Origin of the sequence: Acinetobacter brisouioides, assembly GCF_004331075.1 — a bacterium.
Classification (GTDB): domain Bacteria; phylum Pseudomonadota; class Gammaproteobacteria; order Pseudomonadales; family Moraxellaceae; genus Acinetobacter.
Map to the genome: position 1 here is coordinate 166,210 of NZ_SJNX01000001.1, position 17,944 is coordinate 184,153.

The following is a 17,944-nucleotide window of genomic DNA, read 5'->3' on the forward strand; positions in this document are numbered from 1 at the left end:
AAAATGCCAAGCAATTGCTTGGCATTTTTTATTTATATTTAGATGCGTTTGAGTTAAGGGTAACTGACCTGACCATTTTCATATTTCACAGCAAAATCAATTTTACCACCATTGATCTTGCCATGCGCCATTTGTACCATTTGCGGTAAAGCGCGATCATAATCTTGATCTGACACTCCTGAAGGCATTTTCCCTGACAAGTTCATCATATTGCGTAAGAATTGTTTATCCATACTGGCATTGGCTTGGAACTGTGTAGACAGAGGTGCTTTGGTACGAAACTCTTGCATATCTGCATACTGGTTGGCTATCAGTTTACCTTGTAAATCCGCCGTGAGTTTTGACTGACCCAACTCAATTTGGTTAGCTTTGGACTCATAACTAAAACCATGTGCAGCAATTTTGAGCATCTGATGATTTAACTGTTGCTGTTGAGCTTGGCGTGCTTCAAAACTACAGGCTTTATTGTTGCTGTTAGCTAACCGAATAAATTCCTGTAATGCCAGCGTATCAAGCCCTGCCAGATTAAAATTCAGTTTAATATTCTTCAGTTTTTTATCATCTATTTGCATCTGCTCAATTGACCAGTTCGCTTTAACTGAGGTTTCTTTTTCTTGAACATCTGCCTCTGTCGTCAATTGCAATTTGTCCAATTCAACATTCTTTTTAAGTCGTGAGGTCTGATCCAATAAAATCATTTTCTGGATGGAAAATTCAGTTTTTCCAGAATTCAACTCCTGCCCCAGAAAACCCTGATCTGCCTTGAATCGCATGCTTTGCAAACTCATATAATTATTGCCATTTCGCATAGTAAAACCAGGCATTTTTAAATCGGCTTGCGTTAGACGATATTTTCCATTTTCTTTTTTGAGTTTCAGTGTTCCATTGATGCCATTCCAAACAATCTGGAAATCTTCTTTTTGCTGATCAACTGATGGACTCGTCACTTTCACATTGACTGTACCAAACCAATTCAGATGAGAATCCAGCTTCATAAAAGATTGATTTTTAAGTAACCACTGATATGTCGCAGCATCTTTTCCTTTTAAGTCAAAGTTGACATCCGACTGGATATGGTAGCCATTCCAAGAGCGCTTAATATGGTCAACACCTTTAATCACGACAAAATCTTCAGGCTTACATGGGTCTGGAACAATTTTATAAGACCAGTTCGCATCACCTGACCATAAACCCATTTTTACTTGGGAATCCTGCTTTTGAATGAGTAGATGTTCTGCAACCTGTTTCTGGTTATAGTAGTCATTTAAACGATGATCCGCATAAAAATTTGCACCGACAACGCTACTCGCAAAAATGCCGCCGACAGCGACAGCAATAATTTTCTTTTGCATAAAATAATTTCTCTAAAATGAGTTTAAGTTTTATTTGATTATGTTTGTGTGCACAGCATACGATATTTTTATAAAAATACAATTATTATCATTAAAATGCTTATTTCATTCATATTTTATTAAAAACCATAAAAAACCTCATACCCAAATTTTGAGTATGAGGTAATTTTATATCAGATCAATAGATGCAAATATTAACTGAGTTTCATTTTAGCAAACTGCAATTGCCCATTTTCAGCACTAATCACAATGTTATCGCCTGGCAAAAATTCTCCAGATAGAATTTTTTGTGCCAGATTATTTTCAACTTGTTGCTGAATCGCACGTTTCAATGGACGAGCACCATAAATTGGGTCAAAACCAGCGTCAATCAATGAATCAAAAGCACTGTCTTCAACAGTCAAACTCAAGTCTCTCTCTGCCAAGCGGCTACGCAAACGACTCAACTGAATATCTGCAATACCACGAATTTGCACTTTTTTGAGTGAATGGAAAATCACCAACTCATCAATACGGTTAATGAACTCTGGGCGGAAGTGCTGACTTACTGCATTCATCACGACAGCTCGAATCTCATCGTCTTGAACATGTTCACCAAGTTCACGAACATCTTGTGAACCTAAGTTAGAAGTCATGACAATTACGGTGTTTTTAAAATCCACCACTCGACCTTGTGAATCAGTCAAACGTCCATCATCCAATACCTGCAACAAGATGTTAAAGACATCAGGATGGGCTTTTTCAACCTCATCAAACAGCACTACACTATAAGGTTTGCGACGTACTGCTTCGGTTAATACACCGCCTTCTTCATAACCAACATAACCCGGAGGAGCACCGACCAAACGACTCACCGAATGTTTCTCCATGAATTCACTCATATCAATTCGAATCATGGCGTCATCACTGTCAAACAGGAAATTGGCCAAAGCTTTGGTCAACTCGGTTTTACCGACACCTGTTGGCCCCAAGAACAAGAATGAACCATTTGGACGATTCGGATCAGACAACCCGGCACGCGAACGGCGCACTGCATTAGAAACTGCAACGACAGCTTCATCTTGTCCAACCACGCGGTTATGTAAAAAATCTTCCATATTTAACAGTTTTTCACGTTCACCTTGCAGCATTTTCGAGACAGGAATCCCTGTTGCAGCGCTGACAACTTCCGCAATTTCATTTTCAGTGACTTTGTTACGCAACAGTTTTGGCTCTTCCGATTCCTCAACCACTTCATCTTGCGCCAACTGTTTTTGTAACTCAGGAATCACGCCATATTGCAAGCGACTGGCTTCAGCCAAATCACCATCACGAATGGCTTTTTCCAAAGCAACGCGAGCCTTATCCAGCTCAACCTGTGCTTTTTTATCACCTTCTGCCAAGGTTTTTTCAGCTTTCCAGACTTCTTCCAGATCATTGTACTCTTTCTGGGCTTCAATAATCTGTTTCTCTAAATGTGCAACTTCCGCTTTACTGCCCACATCTTGATCTTTTTTTACGGCTTCAAGCTGCATTTTCAACTGAATCAGGCGACGCTCTAATTTATCTAATGCTTCAGGCTTAGAATCCAGTTCCATTTTTATACGAGATGCCGCTTCATCAATCAAATCAATGGCTTTATCAGGTAACTGGCGATCCGTAATATAACGATGTGACATTTTCGCTGCCGCAATAATTGCAGAGTCAAGAATTTTCACACCATGATGCACTTCATAACGCTCTTTTAAACCGCGTAAAATAGCAATCGTATCTTCCACACTTGGCTCATCCACCAAGACTTTTTGGAAACGACGCTCTAAAGCAGCATCTTTTTCAATGTATTGGCGGTACTCATCCAGTGTAGTTGCACCCACACAGCGTAACTCACCACGCGCCAATGCAGGTTTGAGCATATTGCCTGCATCCATTGCACCATCGGTTTTACCTGCACCAACCAAGGTATGTAATTCATCAATAAATAAGATGACCCGACCTTCTTGTTTTGCCAAATCGTTCAGAACAGCTTTGAGACGCTCCTCAAATTCACCACGGTATTTGGCCCCTGCCAGTAACGAACCTAAATCCAAAGATAAAACTCTTTTATCTTTAAGGCTTTCAGGAACTTCACCATTAATAATTCGCTGTGCCAAACCTTCAACAATCGCGGTTTTACCTACACCTGGTTCACCAATCAGCACTGGGTTATTTTTAGTACGGCGTGACAAGACCTGAATAGTACGACGAATCTCATCATCACGCCCAATCACAGGGTCCAGCTTGCCTGATGCGGCACGCTCTGTCAGGTCAATGGTATATTTATTTAAAGAGTCACGCTGATCTTCGTGAGTATTGCTCATGACTTTTTCATTGCCTCGAATTGATTCGATTACTTTGCGCAATCCTTCAACGGTTACGCCCGTATTATTTAATATGTTTTTTGTTGCGCCAACTTCTGCTAACGCCAACAGCACCCAATCTGTTGATAAAAACTCATCCCCTGCTTTTTGCGCATAGCGATCTGCCAAGTTCAGCATTTTGACCGCATCGGGATTAAGATTAATTTCTCCTGTTGGATTGGTTAAAGTTGCAGCATCACTTAATGCCTGCTCCAACTTTTGCTTTAACTCTGGTATTCGTGCTCCTGCCTGCTGCAACAAGCTAAGATTCGAAGCTTCTTTTAACAGCGCGACCAGAATATGAATGTTATCAATTGCAGTGTGATCTTTTCCCATTGCTAAAGACTGTGCATCGGATAAAGTCTGTTGCAATCGATTGGTGAATTTTTCAAATTGCATTATTGTTATACCTCATCATCAATTTGCTACTTAACTAATACATGGGAACACTTATTTAAATTTCAAATATTTTTCTATGATTTTTCAAATATTTATAAAAAATCATTATTTATAATTCAGTAATAATATGTGGTTCATTTTGATTTTTTTCAAGTCAAAAAATAAAAATTTCTGAACAAAAACAAAAAAGCCAGTTCATATAAACTGGCTTTTCTTTACAAGGCATATTTTATGCTACTTCGACAATTTCAAAGTCATGGGTAATTTCTACTCCACCACTAGAAAGCATCTTACTTGCAGAACAGTATTTTTCTGCTGATAATTCAACCGCTTTTGCGACCTGCTTTTCTTTCAATGCAGTACCCGTGACTACAAAGTGTAAATGAATTTTGGTAAAGACTGCAGGAACTTCGTCAGCGCGCTCTGCTTGTAACTGACATTCGACGTTACTAATTTCCTGACGGGCTTTTTTTAAAATGGTTACAATATCAAATGATGCGCAGCCACCAAGTCCCATCAGAATCAATTCCATAGGGCGTGGGCCTCGGTTTTCACCGCCATATGCAGGTGATCCATCCATTATCACACTATGACCACTCTCAGACTTTGCTTCAAATGCAACATTCTCGAGCCATTGAACCGTTGATCGCATTGCAACTACCTAAAAAAAAATATAGATTACTGTGTGCTAGTACACTAACACAATTTATTTCAAGAAGGAATTTAACCGCATATATTAACAGAAACCCCAAAGCTATCTTTTTACTTCATTTTGTGGAACAAGAAAACATGTCGGCTAATCTCTTTCCATTCGCGAACGATGCATTATCTCCCAACCATTTACCAGAATCGGTCAAGGCTTTATTAAAACGCGCATATATTAATCGCTATCCTAAACGCACAAGTATCATCGAAGTGGGTAGCGAATCAAAATCTCTATATTTAATACTAAAAGGTTCTGTTTCTATTTTACTCAAAGAAGATGATGACCGCGAAGATGACCGCGAAATTGTCGTGGCTTATTTAAATGCAGGTGATTTTTTTGGTGAAATGGGACTATTTGAAGCTGAGCCGCTACGCACAGCTGAAGTCCGTACTCGCGAAGTATGTGAAATTGCAGAAATCTCTTATGAAAACTTTATTGAACTCAGCAAGCAATATCCTGACTTAAACTATACCATTTTTGCCCAGTTGGCACGCCGCCTCAAAAACACCACCCGCAAAATGACTGACCTTGCATTTATTGATGTGACAGGCCGTATTGCACGCTGTTTGATCGAACTTGCTAATCAGCCAGAAGCTATGCTGTTACCAAATGGTCGCCAGATTCGCATTACCCGCCAGGAAATCGGGCGTATTGTGGGTTGCTCACGCGAAATGGTTGGGCGCGTCCTTAAATCGCTTGAAGATCAAGGTATGATTGAAACAGAAGGCAAGGCAATCCTCATTTACGATAGTGCACTAGAAAACTCTGAAGATTCCAACCATTCTGTATAAAGAATTGATCAGTCAAAGCAAATCTTCGGATTTGCTTTTTTATTGAGCCAAATAATCACAACTAGAGGTGCTTTCATGAAATTCAATCCGCTTGCCCATACAGGTATCCAGCTGCCTGAAATTTGTTTAGGTACAATGACCTTTGGTGAACAAAATACACAGGCAGAAGCTTTTGACCAGCTTAACTATGCGCTGGATCAGGGGTTGTATTTTTGGGACACTGCAGAAATGTATCCGGTCCCTCCCAAAGCAGAAACACAGGGTGCAACTGAGCAAATTATTGGCAACTGGATTCAACAACATGGACAGCGTAATCAACTATTTCTTGCATCTAAAATTGCTGGACCAAGTTTTGGTGGTAGTGCAATCCGCCAAGGCTTAACTCGTTTTAATCATCAGCATATTCAACAAGCACTTGATGGTTCACTTCAACGCCTGCAAACCGATTATATTGATTTATATCAGCTACACTGGCCAGAACGTCATACCAATTTCTTTGGCCACTTAGGCTTTGGCAATCAGCTCGCTGCCAAACATGAGCATGACCTAACCGCTTTGGAAGAAACGCTGGATGCTCTGCACCAGGAAATTCAAAAAGGTCGGATCCGTTTTATTGGTCTATCCAATGAAACGCCTTGGGGAACTATGAAGTTTTTGCATCTGGCAGAAAAAATGAACCTGAGCAAATTTGTGACTGTGCAAAACCCTTACAGTTTATTAAACCGTAGCTATGAAGTCGGTATGTCTGAAATTGCTAAATATGAAGGTATTGGTTTACTGGCGTATTCCCCTCTCGCGTTTGGTATGCTGACAGGTAAGTATCGTCATGGCTCACAACCTGCCAACGGACGAATTACCTTATTTTCACGGTTTAGCCGTTACACCAACCCTGAATGTGAATGGGCAACAGAACAATATGCACAGCTTGCTGAAAAACATAGTTTAACACTAACGCAACTTGCTCTTGCCTTTATAAAACAGCAATTTTTTGTGACCAGTACCATTATAGGTGCAACTTCAATGTCACAGCTCAAAGAAAATATTGCTGCATTTGATATTGAATTGAATGAAGAAATTTTACAAGAAATCGAAGCCATACATAAACAGCAACCCAACCCTGCCCCATAAACAAAAAAGGATGCAACAGCATCCTTTTTTAATGTCAGGACTGACGTTTATTTACGGCTATTATATATTGCCATGGCTGCTGGCAAGTTCCTACGCATTGCATCAATACGCTGTGAATTTGAAGGGTGTGTTGACAAAAATGCTGGGCCGCCCGCACCTTCAAGTTTATTCATTTTTTCCCACAGGCTAAGTGCCGCTTGCGGATTATAACCCGCTTTTGCCATTAACATTAAACCACCATAGTCAGCACGACTTTCCAGACTACGCGAGTATGGCAAACCGACACCAACCTGACTACCCAAGTCTAAAGCTGCTGAGCCTAAGCCACCTGCCGCATCACCAACATAAGACTTGCCTACACTGACCGCCAAATTGGTCAATGCTTGTGCACCTAATTTGTTTTTTGAATGTTCTTCCAAGGCATGCGTCATTTCATGCCCCATCACCGCAGCAATTTCAGCATCAGTTAAATTAAGCTTGTTGACAATTCCTGTATAAAATACCACTTTGCCACCTGGGGCAACATAAGCATTGACTTCATCTGATTTTAAAACTGCAAGTTGCCATTGGAATGCTTGCCCAGTCTGGTTTGCCTGATCCGCATAAGGCTGCATCCGTGACAGCACGGCATTAATACGTCTGTAGGTACTCGATGATGTATCAAGCTGTCCTTTTTGCTGTGCATCTTGCTTCATCTTTGTAAAGCTGCTTGCTGCACTGGCATTTAAAGTTGCGGAGTCCGCACCAGCCATATCTGCAATTGTTGTACATCCTGTCATACTGACAGCAGTGGCCAATCCTAAGCTCAAAATGAGTTTTTTGTTCATTATTTCAGAAACTCCAAATTTAAATGTATATTCAAATAATTAAACCTCTTTCTAATACTTTAAGCCTGTTTATTTTTCTCAATCGGCAAAATTGAAATATATTTCAATACAGCGCAAGAGGAATAAAATGGAGTGATGAAAGAGGTTAATTGAATATTTTTTATTATAAAATATAAAATTAGAATCAAACGCTGAATTTAAACAATAAAATATTATATTTATGTAATGCTGATATTATTTAAACATGAACAATAACCAGAAAATAAGACAGCCTACATTTAAAGCAAAATAAATATTTGATACAGGTTTGATCTTTTCTTCAAGCTCTAGACTATGCCGCTTAATTAATAGAAATGTGTTTTGAATCAGCACAATAGGCACAAAGACACAGACCAGTACCACGCTCAGCCCAACAAATGCAGACATTAACACATGCGGATCTTGAGTTTGTTGAGATGCGACCAGCATGGCAAGCGTTGGCGCACCACCTAAGGCAAAGAGAAAAGAATAGAAAATTACTTTTGAAATATTGGGCTGTAACTGCATTGGCTTCCCTATCCAATTAATATCATTTTATTGGAGTTGTAATCATAAATATTTAAACAATAAAGTGAACTTTAGTCGAACCAAAGATGCACCGTATAAAAAACCGCGATACAAAATCGCGGTTTTTTAAATTTATAACATCTTATTACGCAGAAAACGGATGACGTAATACAATAGTTTCCGCACGGTCTGGACCAGTAGAAATGATGTCAATTGGACATTCAATCAACTGCTCAATACGTTTGATGTAAGCAATAGCATTGTCAGGAAGTTGTTCCATGCTGGTTGCACCAACAGTTGACTCAGACCAACCAGGAAGTGTTTCATAGATTGGTTTTAAAGTTTCGTATGCAAGCGCATCAGAAGAACCAACACAACCCGAATCTGTTGACTCATAACCTACACAGATTTTTACTTCTTCCAAACCATCTAAAACATCAAGTTTGGTTAAGCAAATACCTGAAAGTGAGTTTACATCCACTGAACGACGCAAAATTTCTGCATCAAACCAACCACAACGGCGTTGACGACCAGTTGACGCACCAAACTCATGACCTACAGTACCCAAGTGTTTACCGATAGCATCACCTTGGTCAGCCGCTGCATCATACACAAGCTCTGTTGGGAATGGTCCTGCACCTACACGTGTTGTATACGCTTTGGTAATCCCCAATACATAGTCAAGGTGTAATGGACCAAGACCTGAACCTGAGCTTACGCCGCCCGCAGTTGTGTTTGAAGACGTAACATACGGATATGTACCGTGGTCAACATCAAGAAGAGAGCCTTGTGCCCCTTCAAACATAATGTTTTGACCTTCTTTACGGTAGTTATGCAACTCAGTTGTTACATCAATCACTAATGGAGCAACCACTTCACGCCATTGATCACAAAGTGCAAGCACATCTTCCAGTTTCACCGCTTCTACACCGTAGAATTGAGTTAACTGGAAATTATGGTATTCAAGCAACTCTGTTAACTGTGCTTTAAGATGCTCGCCGCCACGAACCAAGTCAGCAACGCGAATTGCTCGGCGTGCCACTTTGTCTTCGTATGCAGGGCCAATACCACGACCTGTAGTACCAATTTTGGCATTACCACGCTTTTTCTCACGCGCTTGGTCTAATGCAATATGGTTTGGAAGAATCAATGGGCAGTTTGGAGAAATACGTAGACGCTCTTTTACAGGCACGCCTTCTTTTTCCAAAATATTCATTTCTTCAATCAGTGCAGCAGGAGAAAGTACAACACCATTGCCAATTAAGCACAGTACGTTGTCACGTAAAATACCTGATGGAATGAGGTGCAATACTGTTTTTTTACCACCAACGACAAGTGTATGCCCTGCATTGTGTCCGCCTTGATAACGAACGACCGCAGCCGCTTGATCTGTGAGCAGGTCAACGATTTTACCTTTACCTTCGTCGCCCCATTGGGTACCGAGTACCACAACATTCTTGCCCATAATAGCCTCATTACATCATGCTGTTAAAATTGAAAACTTAATCAAGTGACATGAACACCTGATTCAGCGCTTAAATTTTCTCGATTGTCCACTCGCCTGCAACTTGCACCAACTGATGTGTTGCGTATGGCACAGAGTTTAAATCATCATTACCCAACAATTGAATTACACTTAAACCTTGCGCTCGTGCCTGTTCAATTGCTTTCATCAGATCTGCATCAATCCCTTTAGGTGCAACCACAGTGCTGACTTGTTTGAACTGACCCGCACATAGTGCATATAAGTCACAGCTAAAGCCTGTTGCAGGACGGGCGCGCCCGAAATGCTCACCAATACCATCATAACGCCCACCTTGTGCCAGTGGTGCTGCACGGTTTGGCGCATAAACTGCATACATCAAACCTGTGTGATAGTGATAAGAGCGTAATTCAACGACATCTATACCAATATCTAAATTTTTCCAACGTGCACGAATTTGTGCATGCGTGGTAATAACAGCTTCTAAAGCTTGTCTAAATGCTGCATCCGTCAAAACTGCAGGGCTTAGATTGGCTTGCAGAGCATCTAAATCACTTGAATAACGTCCAAGTGCATAGAAATCTGAACCTAAATTTATTGACTGGGTAAACTCAGCCAGTTCAGGCAAGGCTTTGCGCTGATAAAGATCAGAAAGCTGGTGTTCTGTTTCTTTATTTAAACCTGCCAGCTTGACGAGACTACGGAATAATCCGACATGCCCTAAATCTAGATGGACACCGTCAATCAGATCTGCTGTTGCCAATAGATTCAACATGACATCGACCATTTCTACATCAGCATCGATACTGTCATGTCCAAATAATTCCGCACCAATCTGCAATGGTGCACGTGAGGTATTAAACCCTTGTGGTTTCGTATGTAATACCGTACCCGCATAACAATAACGTGCTATGCCTTGAACAGGACGTACATGCGCATCGATACGTGCCACTTGCGGTGTCATATCGGCACGAACACCGAGTAATCGACCTGAAAGTTGGTCAATTACTTTAAACGTGGCTAGGTCTAAATCTTGATTCGATTCGGAAAGAGAAGATAAAGATTCGATGTATTCGATAAATGGCGTGTACACCAACTGATAACCTCGCGATGCAAGGAAATCTAACGCTTTGCGGCGCAATGTTTCTACGACTTGCGCTTGTTCCGGTAATACATCAGCTACACCATCAGGTAATAACCATGTCTCTGAAATGGGCATGTTGTAAACCTAAATTTTTGCCTGCGCGGAAGTAATCCGCATAAAAAAATCGGGAACACACCCGATTTCTCATAGTTTAGCACGTAAGATTAGGACATGCACTGAGATTTTCATATTTTATTAGACCCCTTTCATGAGAGTTTATACCCTCTTTATTTTTTCCCCTGAGCAAAATTGAAATATATTTCAATGTAGTGCAAGAGAAATGAAATGGAATTATGAAAGAAGTGTTTGCATCATATCGCATCATTCAGATAGTTCTCTATGCTTTCAATTTTTACAAAAATTTGAAAAATCGATCAATTATGCATGCCATTTATATATCTTGAATCGTAACAACACGCCCAAAATAGTGTTGTAATAGCAGCGGCTACTATCAGGTCGTCATATTCGGCAGCTACACGCATGGATTGCATAAACACACATGCGTCATCATCAGCTATTTGACACCAAGTTTTCGCCATTTGATTCCGCAACTATAACGATGAAACACTCAACAATTGTCTGGCTGTGGACGATATACCTTCGACAGTGTGGTCAACTCCATAGAAAAATAAACTAATACAGCGGCAACTCTGTAGTTTGCTTAATTTTTTGCAATGGAATTTCAGTTTTGACATTTTGAATACCCGTAATTTTATTCAACCGCTGAATTTGAAATTGTCGGTAAGCCTCCAAGTCAGACACCACAATTCTTAAGAAAAAATCACAATCTCCCGCCATGAGCTGACACTCAACCACTTCTGGTAAATCAGTAATTGCCTCAACAAACTGATTTACCGTTTTGGCATCTTGCTCCTTGAGCCAGATACGAGCAAAAACGGTCAGCCCCAAATTGACTTTGGCAGGGTCAACCAATGCAACATACTTTTCAATCACGCCTTCATCTTCAAGCTGTTTCACCCTACGCAAGCATGGAGAAGCAGATAAGCCAACCCACTGAGCCAACTCATTGTTTTGCAATTTTCCATCATGCTGTAACGCTTGCAAAATACGCCTATCAATCTGATCCATAATTCACCACAAGCACTTAAATACCAATATTTAGTATTTTATTAGCATAAAATATCAAAATAACAAAGTTTAAAGCTAAATTTAGCGCCAAATGCTTTAACAATTGCCATAAACTATTTTTTGTTTTTGTTATACTCCAGTTAGGTTTATAGACATGTTGACGCTTAAAAATACGGCGCAAAGCCTGAATGATTCGAGTGATTTTGTTGAATTCAAACGTGGATTAAAAATGTCTATTCCTATGCTGCTGGGGATTATTCCTTTTGCGCTAGTTCTGGGTACACAAGCCACTCAAAAAGGTTTTAGCCTGCTAGAAATTCCGTTATTGACAGGTTTAAATTTTGCAGGTGGTTCAGAATTTGCCATTTTAGAAGTTTGGACAAATCCGCCCCAAATTTTTGTCTTGATGTTTATTACCTTTTTAGTTAATAGTCGACACTTGCTCATGGGTGCGAGCCTTGTGCCCTATTTAAAGCATTTACCCAACAAGAAAGTTTTGCCCGCACTATTCTTTATGTGTGACGAAAGCTGGGCAATGGGACTTGCCAATGCACAGCAAAACTCACATTACAAATTGAGCCAACAGTTCAACATGGCTTTTTATTCAGGTGTATGTTTTGCCTTATACAGCATGTGGGTGGTCTTTACGGCGCTCGGTGGTGCAATTGGCCCAATACTTGGCGATGTCACCCGCTGGGGCTTTGATATGGCATTTCCTGCGGTATTTTTAGTGTTATTACGTGGCATGTGGCAAGGTTTTTCCGCAGCACGCCCTTGGTTAGTCAGTTTAATTGCTGCGATATTGGCATACCTGTATTTGCCTCAAGGCTGGTATGTGCCTGTAGGTGCAATTTGCGGAATTGCTTCAGCATTCTTTTTAACTGGAGATGAAGCATGATTCATTCCATGACTTTAATTGCCATTATTTGTATCGCACTAACCACCTACGCTACACGGGTATTGGGCTATCTTTTACTCAAAAATAGAATCTTGTCTGTACGACAAAAACGTATTCTTGAAGTTGTACCAGGTTGCGTGCTTATCTCTGTAATCGCCCCGTATTTTGTACGGGACAATCCAGCAGACTTTATTGCGATGGCAATTACTTTATTGGCAGCATCACGTTTTTCTTTATTACCCACTGTTGTACTGAGCATGCTTTCCGCAGCTGCTCTACGCTTAATCTGGCTACATTAACTCAAACTCAAACGACAGCCCATTTACTTATCGGTGGGCTGTACCAGTTTCGCTAGCACATGCAGCATTTCAAGCTGTTGTTTTTCAAGCTGTTGTAATTTACCCGATGTCCTATCTAATACTTCTTGTTGTATATGCATTTTCTTAGCAAGATCCTGCATAATTTCCAAAGTCTTTTTAAGATGATCTTCTAGATGTGCAACCTGCTGTTTCAATTGATGATTTTCAGATAAATCACTTAAATCTTGGCGCTGATTTTTAACCTGCATCCATACCACGACCATAACGACTACAATGAGTAGACTGGTTAATCCCCAAAGCCAAATCAGCATCATTTAGTTACCCTATTTTATTCATTTTTAAGTAAAAGATTCACACAAATCCAGTAAGCGATTTGCATAGCCCCATTCATTATCATACCATGCAAATACTTTTGCCTGGCGCCCCACCAACATAGTTTGTGTAAAATCAACAATTAAAGACTCAGGTGAATGGTTAAAATCACTCGACACGAGCACTTCATCTGTCACCGACATAATTTCGGCATAATAAGTATCGGCAGCTTGTTTTAAGACTGTATGTAATGCCTCAATACTCAGCGTTTTTTGTGCAACAAAACTTAAATCAATCGCAGCAACATTAATCGTTGGCACACGAATCGAATACCCATCAATTCGATCTGCCATTTTCGGCATGACCCGTTTTAATGCCCCCAAAGCGCTCGATGTTGTTGGAATAATATTGTGTCCTGCTGCACGTGCACGACGTAAGTCACGATGTGCATGATCAAGCACTGACTGATCGGCAGTCACCGCATGAATTTCAGTCATCAATGCAGTTTCAATACCAAAATGATCATCTAAAATTTTCACCAATGGCACTAAGGCTTGTGTAGTACACGACACACTGGAAATAATCTGATCACTGGCTTTAACATCTAAATGATTAACCCCATACACCACCGCAATATCGACACTGTCAAACGGCGCAGCACCAATAATCACGCGCTTTGCCCCTGCGATTAAATGCCGTGTTGCTGCCCCACGCGAGCGAAACAACCCTGTACATTCAAGCACAACATCAATATTGAGTTGATCCCACGGTAACTGTTCTGGCTGTGAACCACGGAATACCTGAATTTTGAGGGATTGCCCTGCACTTTGAACCGACAAAAATGTATCGCCCTGCTCAGTGACAATCTGTGCCTGACCTTTAAAACGACCGTGCGTAGAATCATACTTAAATAGGTGTAACAAAGTTTCGACATCAGCAATATCATTAATAGCCACAATATCGAAATGAAACTGTTTTGGATTTTCAAACCATGCACGAATTACATTGCGTCCAATCCGCCCAAACCCATTAATTGCGATTCGCTGCATGATCATCATTTCCTAATAACGAAAAATTGAGTGAGTTATCTTAAAACATTCAAGATAGTGATGATAGTTGAATTGCTCATATTTCAAATATATTTTAAAAACAATTATCTGCACGTTCATTAAAATATAATCAAGAATATTTTTTGTTTTGACCAAGTACCCGTTCAACTTAAATCATCGCCAATCAAGCTATTCTCAATAGAGGGATTATTTCAACCCAATCATCATCTCTACAATATATTTTTAAGCCAATAATGCTAAATTCTAAGCAATATTTTAAGTAAAGACACTGTGCGATTAAAGTATCTGAAATCATAAAAAATACAGATCAAATATTAGACTTTTTTTATCACGATCTATAACACCGCTCTATTTTTAGCTTAGAAAGAAATATTATGAATTGAAAGAAATCCATGTGTAAATTTGAAATTTAATGAGTATCACAATAATAGATCCTCAATTTTCTGCTCAACATTCTAAAATTCAAAATGATCATATAAACAATTCACTTTTTATATTTTTGCACCACAACAATAAATTTATTAAATATTTTTAAAATCAAAATCTTAATTAAAAAATAAGCCCACCTCTTAGCATCTCTTACACAGTTTCTTAAGGTTATTGGCTATATTGCTGAAATTTAAAGAAAACCCCCACATTTCATCTCCTGAAAGCATATATCAAACATAGACTTATTTCATAGATTTGTCGTGATTTAGGCCTAAAATCATTGGTCATACCCTGATTTTTCGTTATAATTTGGCGTTTTTAAATTATCAGCCTCGTATTAATCGGTTTTACTATTTTAAAAGATTTGATTTAATGCGTTTAGCCAAAATGATTAGATGGAGTGACTTGTTGTGAGTACACGTTTTATGACGTCCGCTGAAATTCGTGAAGCCTTTTTACATTTCTTTGAAACTAAAGGTCATACACGTGTTGCATCGAGTTCTCTCGTTCCCGCGAATGACCCGACTTTACTTTTTACCAATGCGGGTATGAACCAGTTCAAGGACTGCTTCCTAGGTTTAGAAAAACGTGATTATGTCCGTGCGACAACTTCACAAAAATGTGTACGTGCTGGTGGTAAGCATAACGACCTTGATAATGTCGGCTATACCGCACGTCACCATACCTTTTTTGAAATGTTGGGCAACTTCTCTTTTGGTGATTATTTCAAACGCGATGCGATTACCTACGCATGGGAATTTTTAACTTCAGAGGAATGGCTCGGTTTAAATAAAGATAATCTTTATGTCACCGTTTACCATACCGACGATGAAGCCTATAACATCTGGAACAAAGAAGTTGGTCTAGCAGCGGAACGTATTATCCGCATTGGCGATAATAAAGGCGAAAAATACGCATCTGACAACTTCTGGGCAATGGGTGACACAGGTCCTTGTGGTCCTTGTTCTGAAATTTTCTATGATCACGGCGATCATATCTGGGGTGGTTTACCAGGCTCTGCCAAAGAAGATGGCGACCGCTATATCGAAATCTGGAACAACGTCTTCATGCAGTTCAACCGTACTGCGGATGGCGTGTTACATGCACTGCCTGCGCCTTCTGTTGATACAGGTATGGGCTTAGAGCGTATTTCTGCTGTTTTACAACATGTCAATTCAAACTACGACATCGACTTGTTCCAACATTTAATTAAAGCTGCGGCTGAGATTGTTGGCACTGAAGACCAGGGACAACCTTCTTTACGCGTGGTTGCTGACCATGCGCGTTCTTGCTGCTTCCTGATTGCTGATGGCGTAAATCCATCCAATGAAGGTCGTGGTTATGTGTTACGTCGTATTATTCGCCGCGCAATTCGTCACGGCAATAAACTCGGTGCAACAGGCACATTCTTCTACAAAATGTTGCAACCTTTGATTGATGTCATGAGCGAAGCTTATCCTCAGCTCATTGAAAACCGTGATCGTATCGAAGCGGCGCTAATCAAAGAAGAAGAACAGTTTGCCAAAACCCTTGAACAAGGTTTAAAAGTCCTTGAAAGTGAATTGAGCCAGTTAAAAGGTAATGTTATTCTGGGCGAAGTGGTATTCAAACTGTATGACACTTATGGCTTCCCTGCTGACTTAACTGCCGATATCGCTCGTGAACGTGAACTGACGATTGACGAAGCTGGTTTTGAAACTGAAATGGCTGCGCAGCGCCAACGCGCACGTGATGCAGGCAAATTCAATGTTGACTATAACAGCATTGTAAAAGTTGACAGCGAAACTCAGTTCGAGGGCTACACAGCAACTCAAGGTCAAGGTCAGATTGTTGCGATCTATAAAGATGGCGAACAAGTTGACGAAGTCGTTGAAGGTGATGAAGCACTAATCGTACTCAACCAAACGCCTTTCTATGCAGAAAGCGGTGGTCAGATTGGTGATACAGGTATCTTCAAAAACGAAACTGGTATTTTTGAAGTCCAAGACACCAAAAAATCAGGTGCGGCATTTGTTCATCAAGGTATCGTGACTATGGGTAGCTTAAAAGCTGCTCAAAACGTGGAAGCAACTGTAAAAGCTGACCTACGTGAAGCCACTGCACGTAACCACTCTGCAACGCACTTGTTGCATGCTGCACTACGTCAAGTTTTAGGCTCTCACGTTCAGCAAAAAGGTTCTTTGGTTGCGTCTGATATTTTACGTTTTGACTTTGCCAATGACCAACCTGTCAGCTTCGAGCAATTACAGCAAGTTGAGCGTCTAGTGAATCGTGAAGTTATTGCCAACACGGCTGTAACCACCGAAGTGCTTGATATAGAATCTGCCAAAGCCAAAGGCGCAATGATGCTATTTGGTGAAAAATATGGCGATGAAGTTCGTGTATTATCAATGGGTTCTATCATTGATGAGAAAAACTTCTCGATCGAGCTTTGTGGTGGTATTCACGTTAAACGCACAGGCGACATTGGTCTGTTTAAAATCACTTCTGAAGGTGGCGTCGCAGCAGGCGTTCGTCGTATTGAAGCTGTGACTGGCACTAAAGCTATTGAAACCGTACAAAAACTTGATACAACTATTCAACAGATCAATAGCCTGTTAAAAGCTCAAAAAGATCAAACTCTAGAAAAAGTTCAAGCAACTGCTGAGCATGCATCAAGCTTGCAAAAACAGATTGAACAGTTGAATCAAAAACTTGCAAATTTCCAAGCAAGTGAATTGGTCAACCAAATGCAAACGATTGCTGGTCGAAAAACTTTGATCAGTACAGTTCAAAATGTTGACGCAAAAGCATTGCGTCATTTACACGACAGTATCAAATCTAAATTCAATGATGCCGTGATTGTGTTGGCTGGTGTAGAAGCTGATAAAGTGAGCTTACTTGCATCGGTTGCACAGAAATTCACAGCAACATTGAAAGCGGGCGATATCATCAAGCACTTAAGCCAAGAGCTTGGTGGCAAAGGCGGTGGGAAACCAGATCTAGCACAAGGCGGGGCACCACTCAATGACAAGTTTGATCAGGTTATGGCAGCACTCCCTGCTTGGCTTGAGCAAAAATAATCTCACTTTTTGT

15 protein-coding genes are annotated in these 17,944 nt (G+C 40.3%); 5 read left to right on the forward strand and 10 right to left on the reverse strand.

The features are described 5' to 3' along the window. Positions 1–53 precede the first annotated feature (53 nt). The 3 genes from E0H77_RS00765 to E0H77_RS00775 all read right to left on the reverse strand — a co-directional run bounded on the left by E0H77_RS00765 (position 54) and on the right by E0H77_RS00775 (position 4,778). Positions 54–1,352 (reverse strand): DUF945 family protein, encoded by a 1,299-nt coding sequence (locus E0H77_RS00765; RefSeq protein ID WP_131374217.1) that lies wholly within the window; start codon positions 1,350–1,352, stop codon positions 54–56. Positions 1,353–1,546: 194 nt separating this feature from the next. After that, positions 1,547–4,126: an ATP-dependent chaperone ClpB gene (gene clpB / locus E0H77_RS00770; protein WP_131374219.1), complete on the reverse strand. Its 2,580-nt coding sequence runs from the start codon at positions 4,124–4,126 to the stop codon at positions 1,547–1,549. A 229-nt stretch (positions 4,127–4,355) separates the two neighbouring features. Then, positions 4,356–4,778: an OsmC family protein gene (locus E0H77_RS00775; protein ID WP_131313476.1), complete on the reverse strand. Its 423-nt coding sequence runs from the start codon at positions 4,776–4,778 to the stop codon at positions 4,356–4,358. Between the two features lie 137 nt (positions 4,779–4,915). On the opposite strand from E0H77_RS00775, the gene crp reads away from it, so the two are divergent. Continuing rightward, positions 4,916–5,623: a cAMP-activated global transcriptional regulator CRP gene (gene crp, locus E0H77_RS00780; protein WP_131313475.1), complete on the forward strand. Its 708-nt coding sequence runs from the start codon at positions 4,916–4,918 to the stop codon at positions 5,621–5,623. 75 nt (positions 5,624–5,698) lie between these two features. Continuing rightward, positions 5,699–6,751, forward strand: coding sequence for an NADP(H)-dependent aldo-keto reductase (locus tag E0H77_RS00785; protein ID WP_131374222.1), 1,053 nt, complete (start codon positions 5,699–5,701; stop codon positions 6,749–6,751). A 47-nt stretch (positions 6,752–6,798) separates the two neighbouring features. On the opposite strand, the gene E0H77_RS00790 is transcribed toward E0H77_RS00785, so the two are convergent. From E0H77_RS00790 to E0H77_RS00810, 5 genes are all read right to left on the reverse strand, one after another. Further along, positions 6,799–7,578, reverse strand: a complete 780-nt coding sequence (locus E0H77_RS00790; RefSeq protein WP_131374224.1) for a M48 family metallopeptidase — start codon at positions 7,576–7,578, stop codon at positions 6,799–6,801. Positions 7,579–7,812: 234 nt separating this feature from the next. Next, positions 7,813–8,124 carry a hypothetical protein gene (locus tag E0H77_RS00795; RefSeq protein ID WP_131374226.1) on the reverse strand — a complete coding sequence of 104 codons (312 nt, stop codon included), beginning with the start codon at positions 8,122–8,124 and terminating at the stop codon, positions 7,813–7,815. 145 nt (positions 8,125–8,269) lie between these two features. Beyond that, complete coding sequence (locus E0H77_RS00800; RefSeq protein WP_131313471.1) at positions 8,270–9,589, reverse strand: adenylosuccinate synthase; 1,320 nt, start codon at positions 9,587–9,589, stop codon at positions 8,270–8,272. Between the two features lie 70 nt (positions 9,590–9,659). Then, a complete protein-coding gene (locus E0H77_RS00805) occupies positions 9,660–10,826 on the reverse strand; it encodes an ATP phosphoribosyltransferase regulatory subunit (RefSeq protein ID WP_131313470.1) in 1,167 nt (388 codons plus the stop codon). Positions 10,827–11,384: 558 nt separating this feature from the next. Then, the gene (locus E0H77_RS00810; protein WP_131374228.1) at positions 11,385–11,840 is read right to left on the reverse strand and encodes an Lrp/AsnC family transcriptional regulator; all 456 of its coding nucleotides are present in this window, start codon (positions 11,838–11,840) and stop codon (positions 11,385–11,387) included. A 154-nt stretch (positions 11,841–11,994) separates the two neighbouring features. Here E0H77_RS00810 and E0H77_RS00815 point away from each other — a divergent pair, with 154 nt between their 5' ends. Beyond that, positions 11,995–12,738 carry an AzlC family ABC transporter permease gene (locus tag E0H77_RS00815; RefSeq protein WP_131374230.1) on the forward strand — a complete coding sequence of 248 codons (744 nt, stop codon included), beginning with the start codon at positions 11,995–11,997 and terminating at the stop codon, positions 12,736–12,738. Further along, entirely contained in the window at positions 12,735–13,037 is a 303-nt protein-coding gene (locus tag E0H77_RS00820) for an AzlD family protein (protein ID WP_131374232.1), read from the forward strand. Before E0H77_RS00815 ends, E0H77_RS00820 begins: the two co-directional genes overlap by 4 nt. 23 nt (positions 13,038–13,060) lie before the next feature. Here the strand turns inward: E0H77_RS00820 and E0H77_RS00825 are convergent, their stop codons facing one another. Both E0H77_RS00825 and E0H77_RS00830 read right to left on the reverse strand, forming a co-directional pair. Beyond that, a complete protein-coding gene (locus tag E0H77_RS00825; protein ID WP_131374234.1) occupies positions 13,061–13,372 on the reverse strand; it encodes a hypothetical protein in 312 nt (103 codons plus the stop codon). Between the two features lie 24 nt (positions 13,373–13,396). After that, complete coding sequence (locus tag E0H77_RS00830; protein ID WP_131374236.1) at positions 13,397–14,419, reverse strand: type I glyceraldehyde-3-phosphate dehydrogenase; 1,023 nt, start codon at positions 14,417–14,419, stop codon at positions 13,397–13,399. Positions 14,420–15,294: 875 nt separating this feature from the next. On the opposite strand from E0H77_RS00830, the gene alaS reads away from it, so the two are divergent. Further along, positions 15,295–17,931: an alanine--tRNA ligase gene (gene alaS / locus E0H77_RS00835; protein ID WP_131374805.1), complete on the forward strand. Its 2,637-nt coding sequence runs from the start codon at positions 15,295–15,297 to the stop codon at positions 17,929–17,931. Positions 17,932–17,944: the final 13 nt, after the last annotated feature.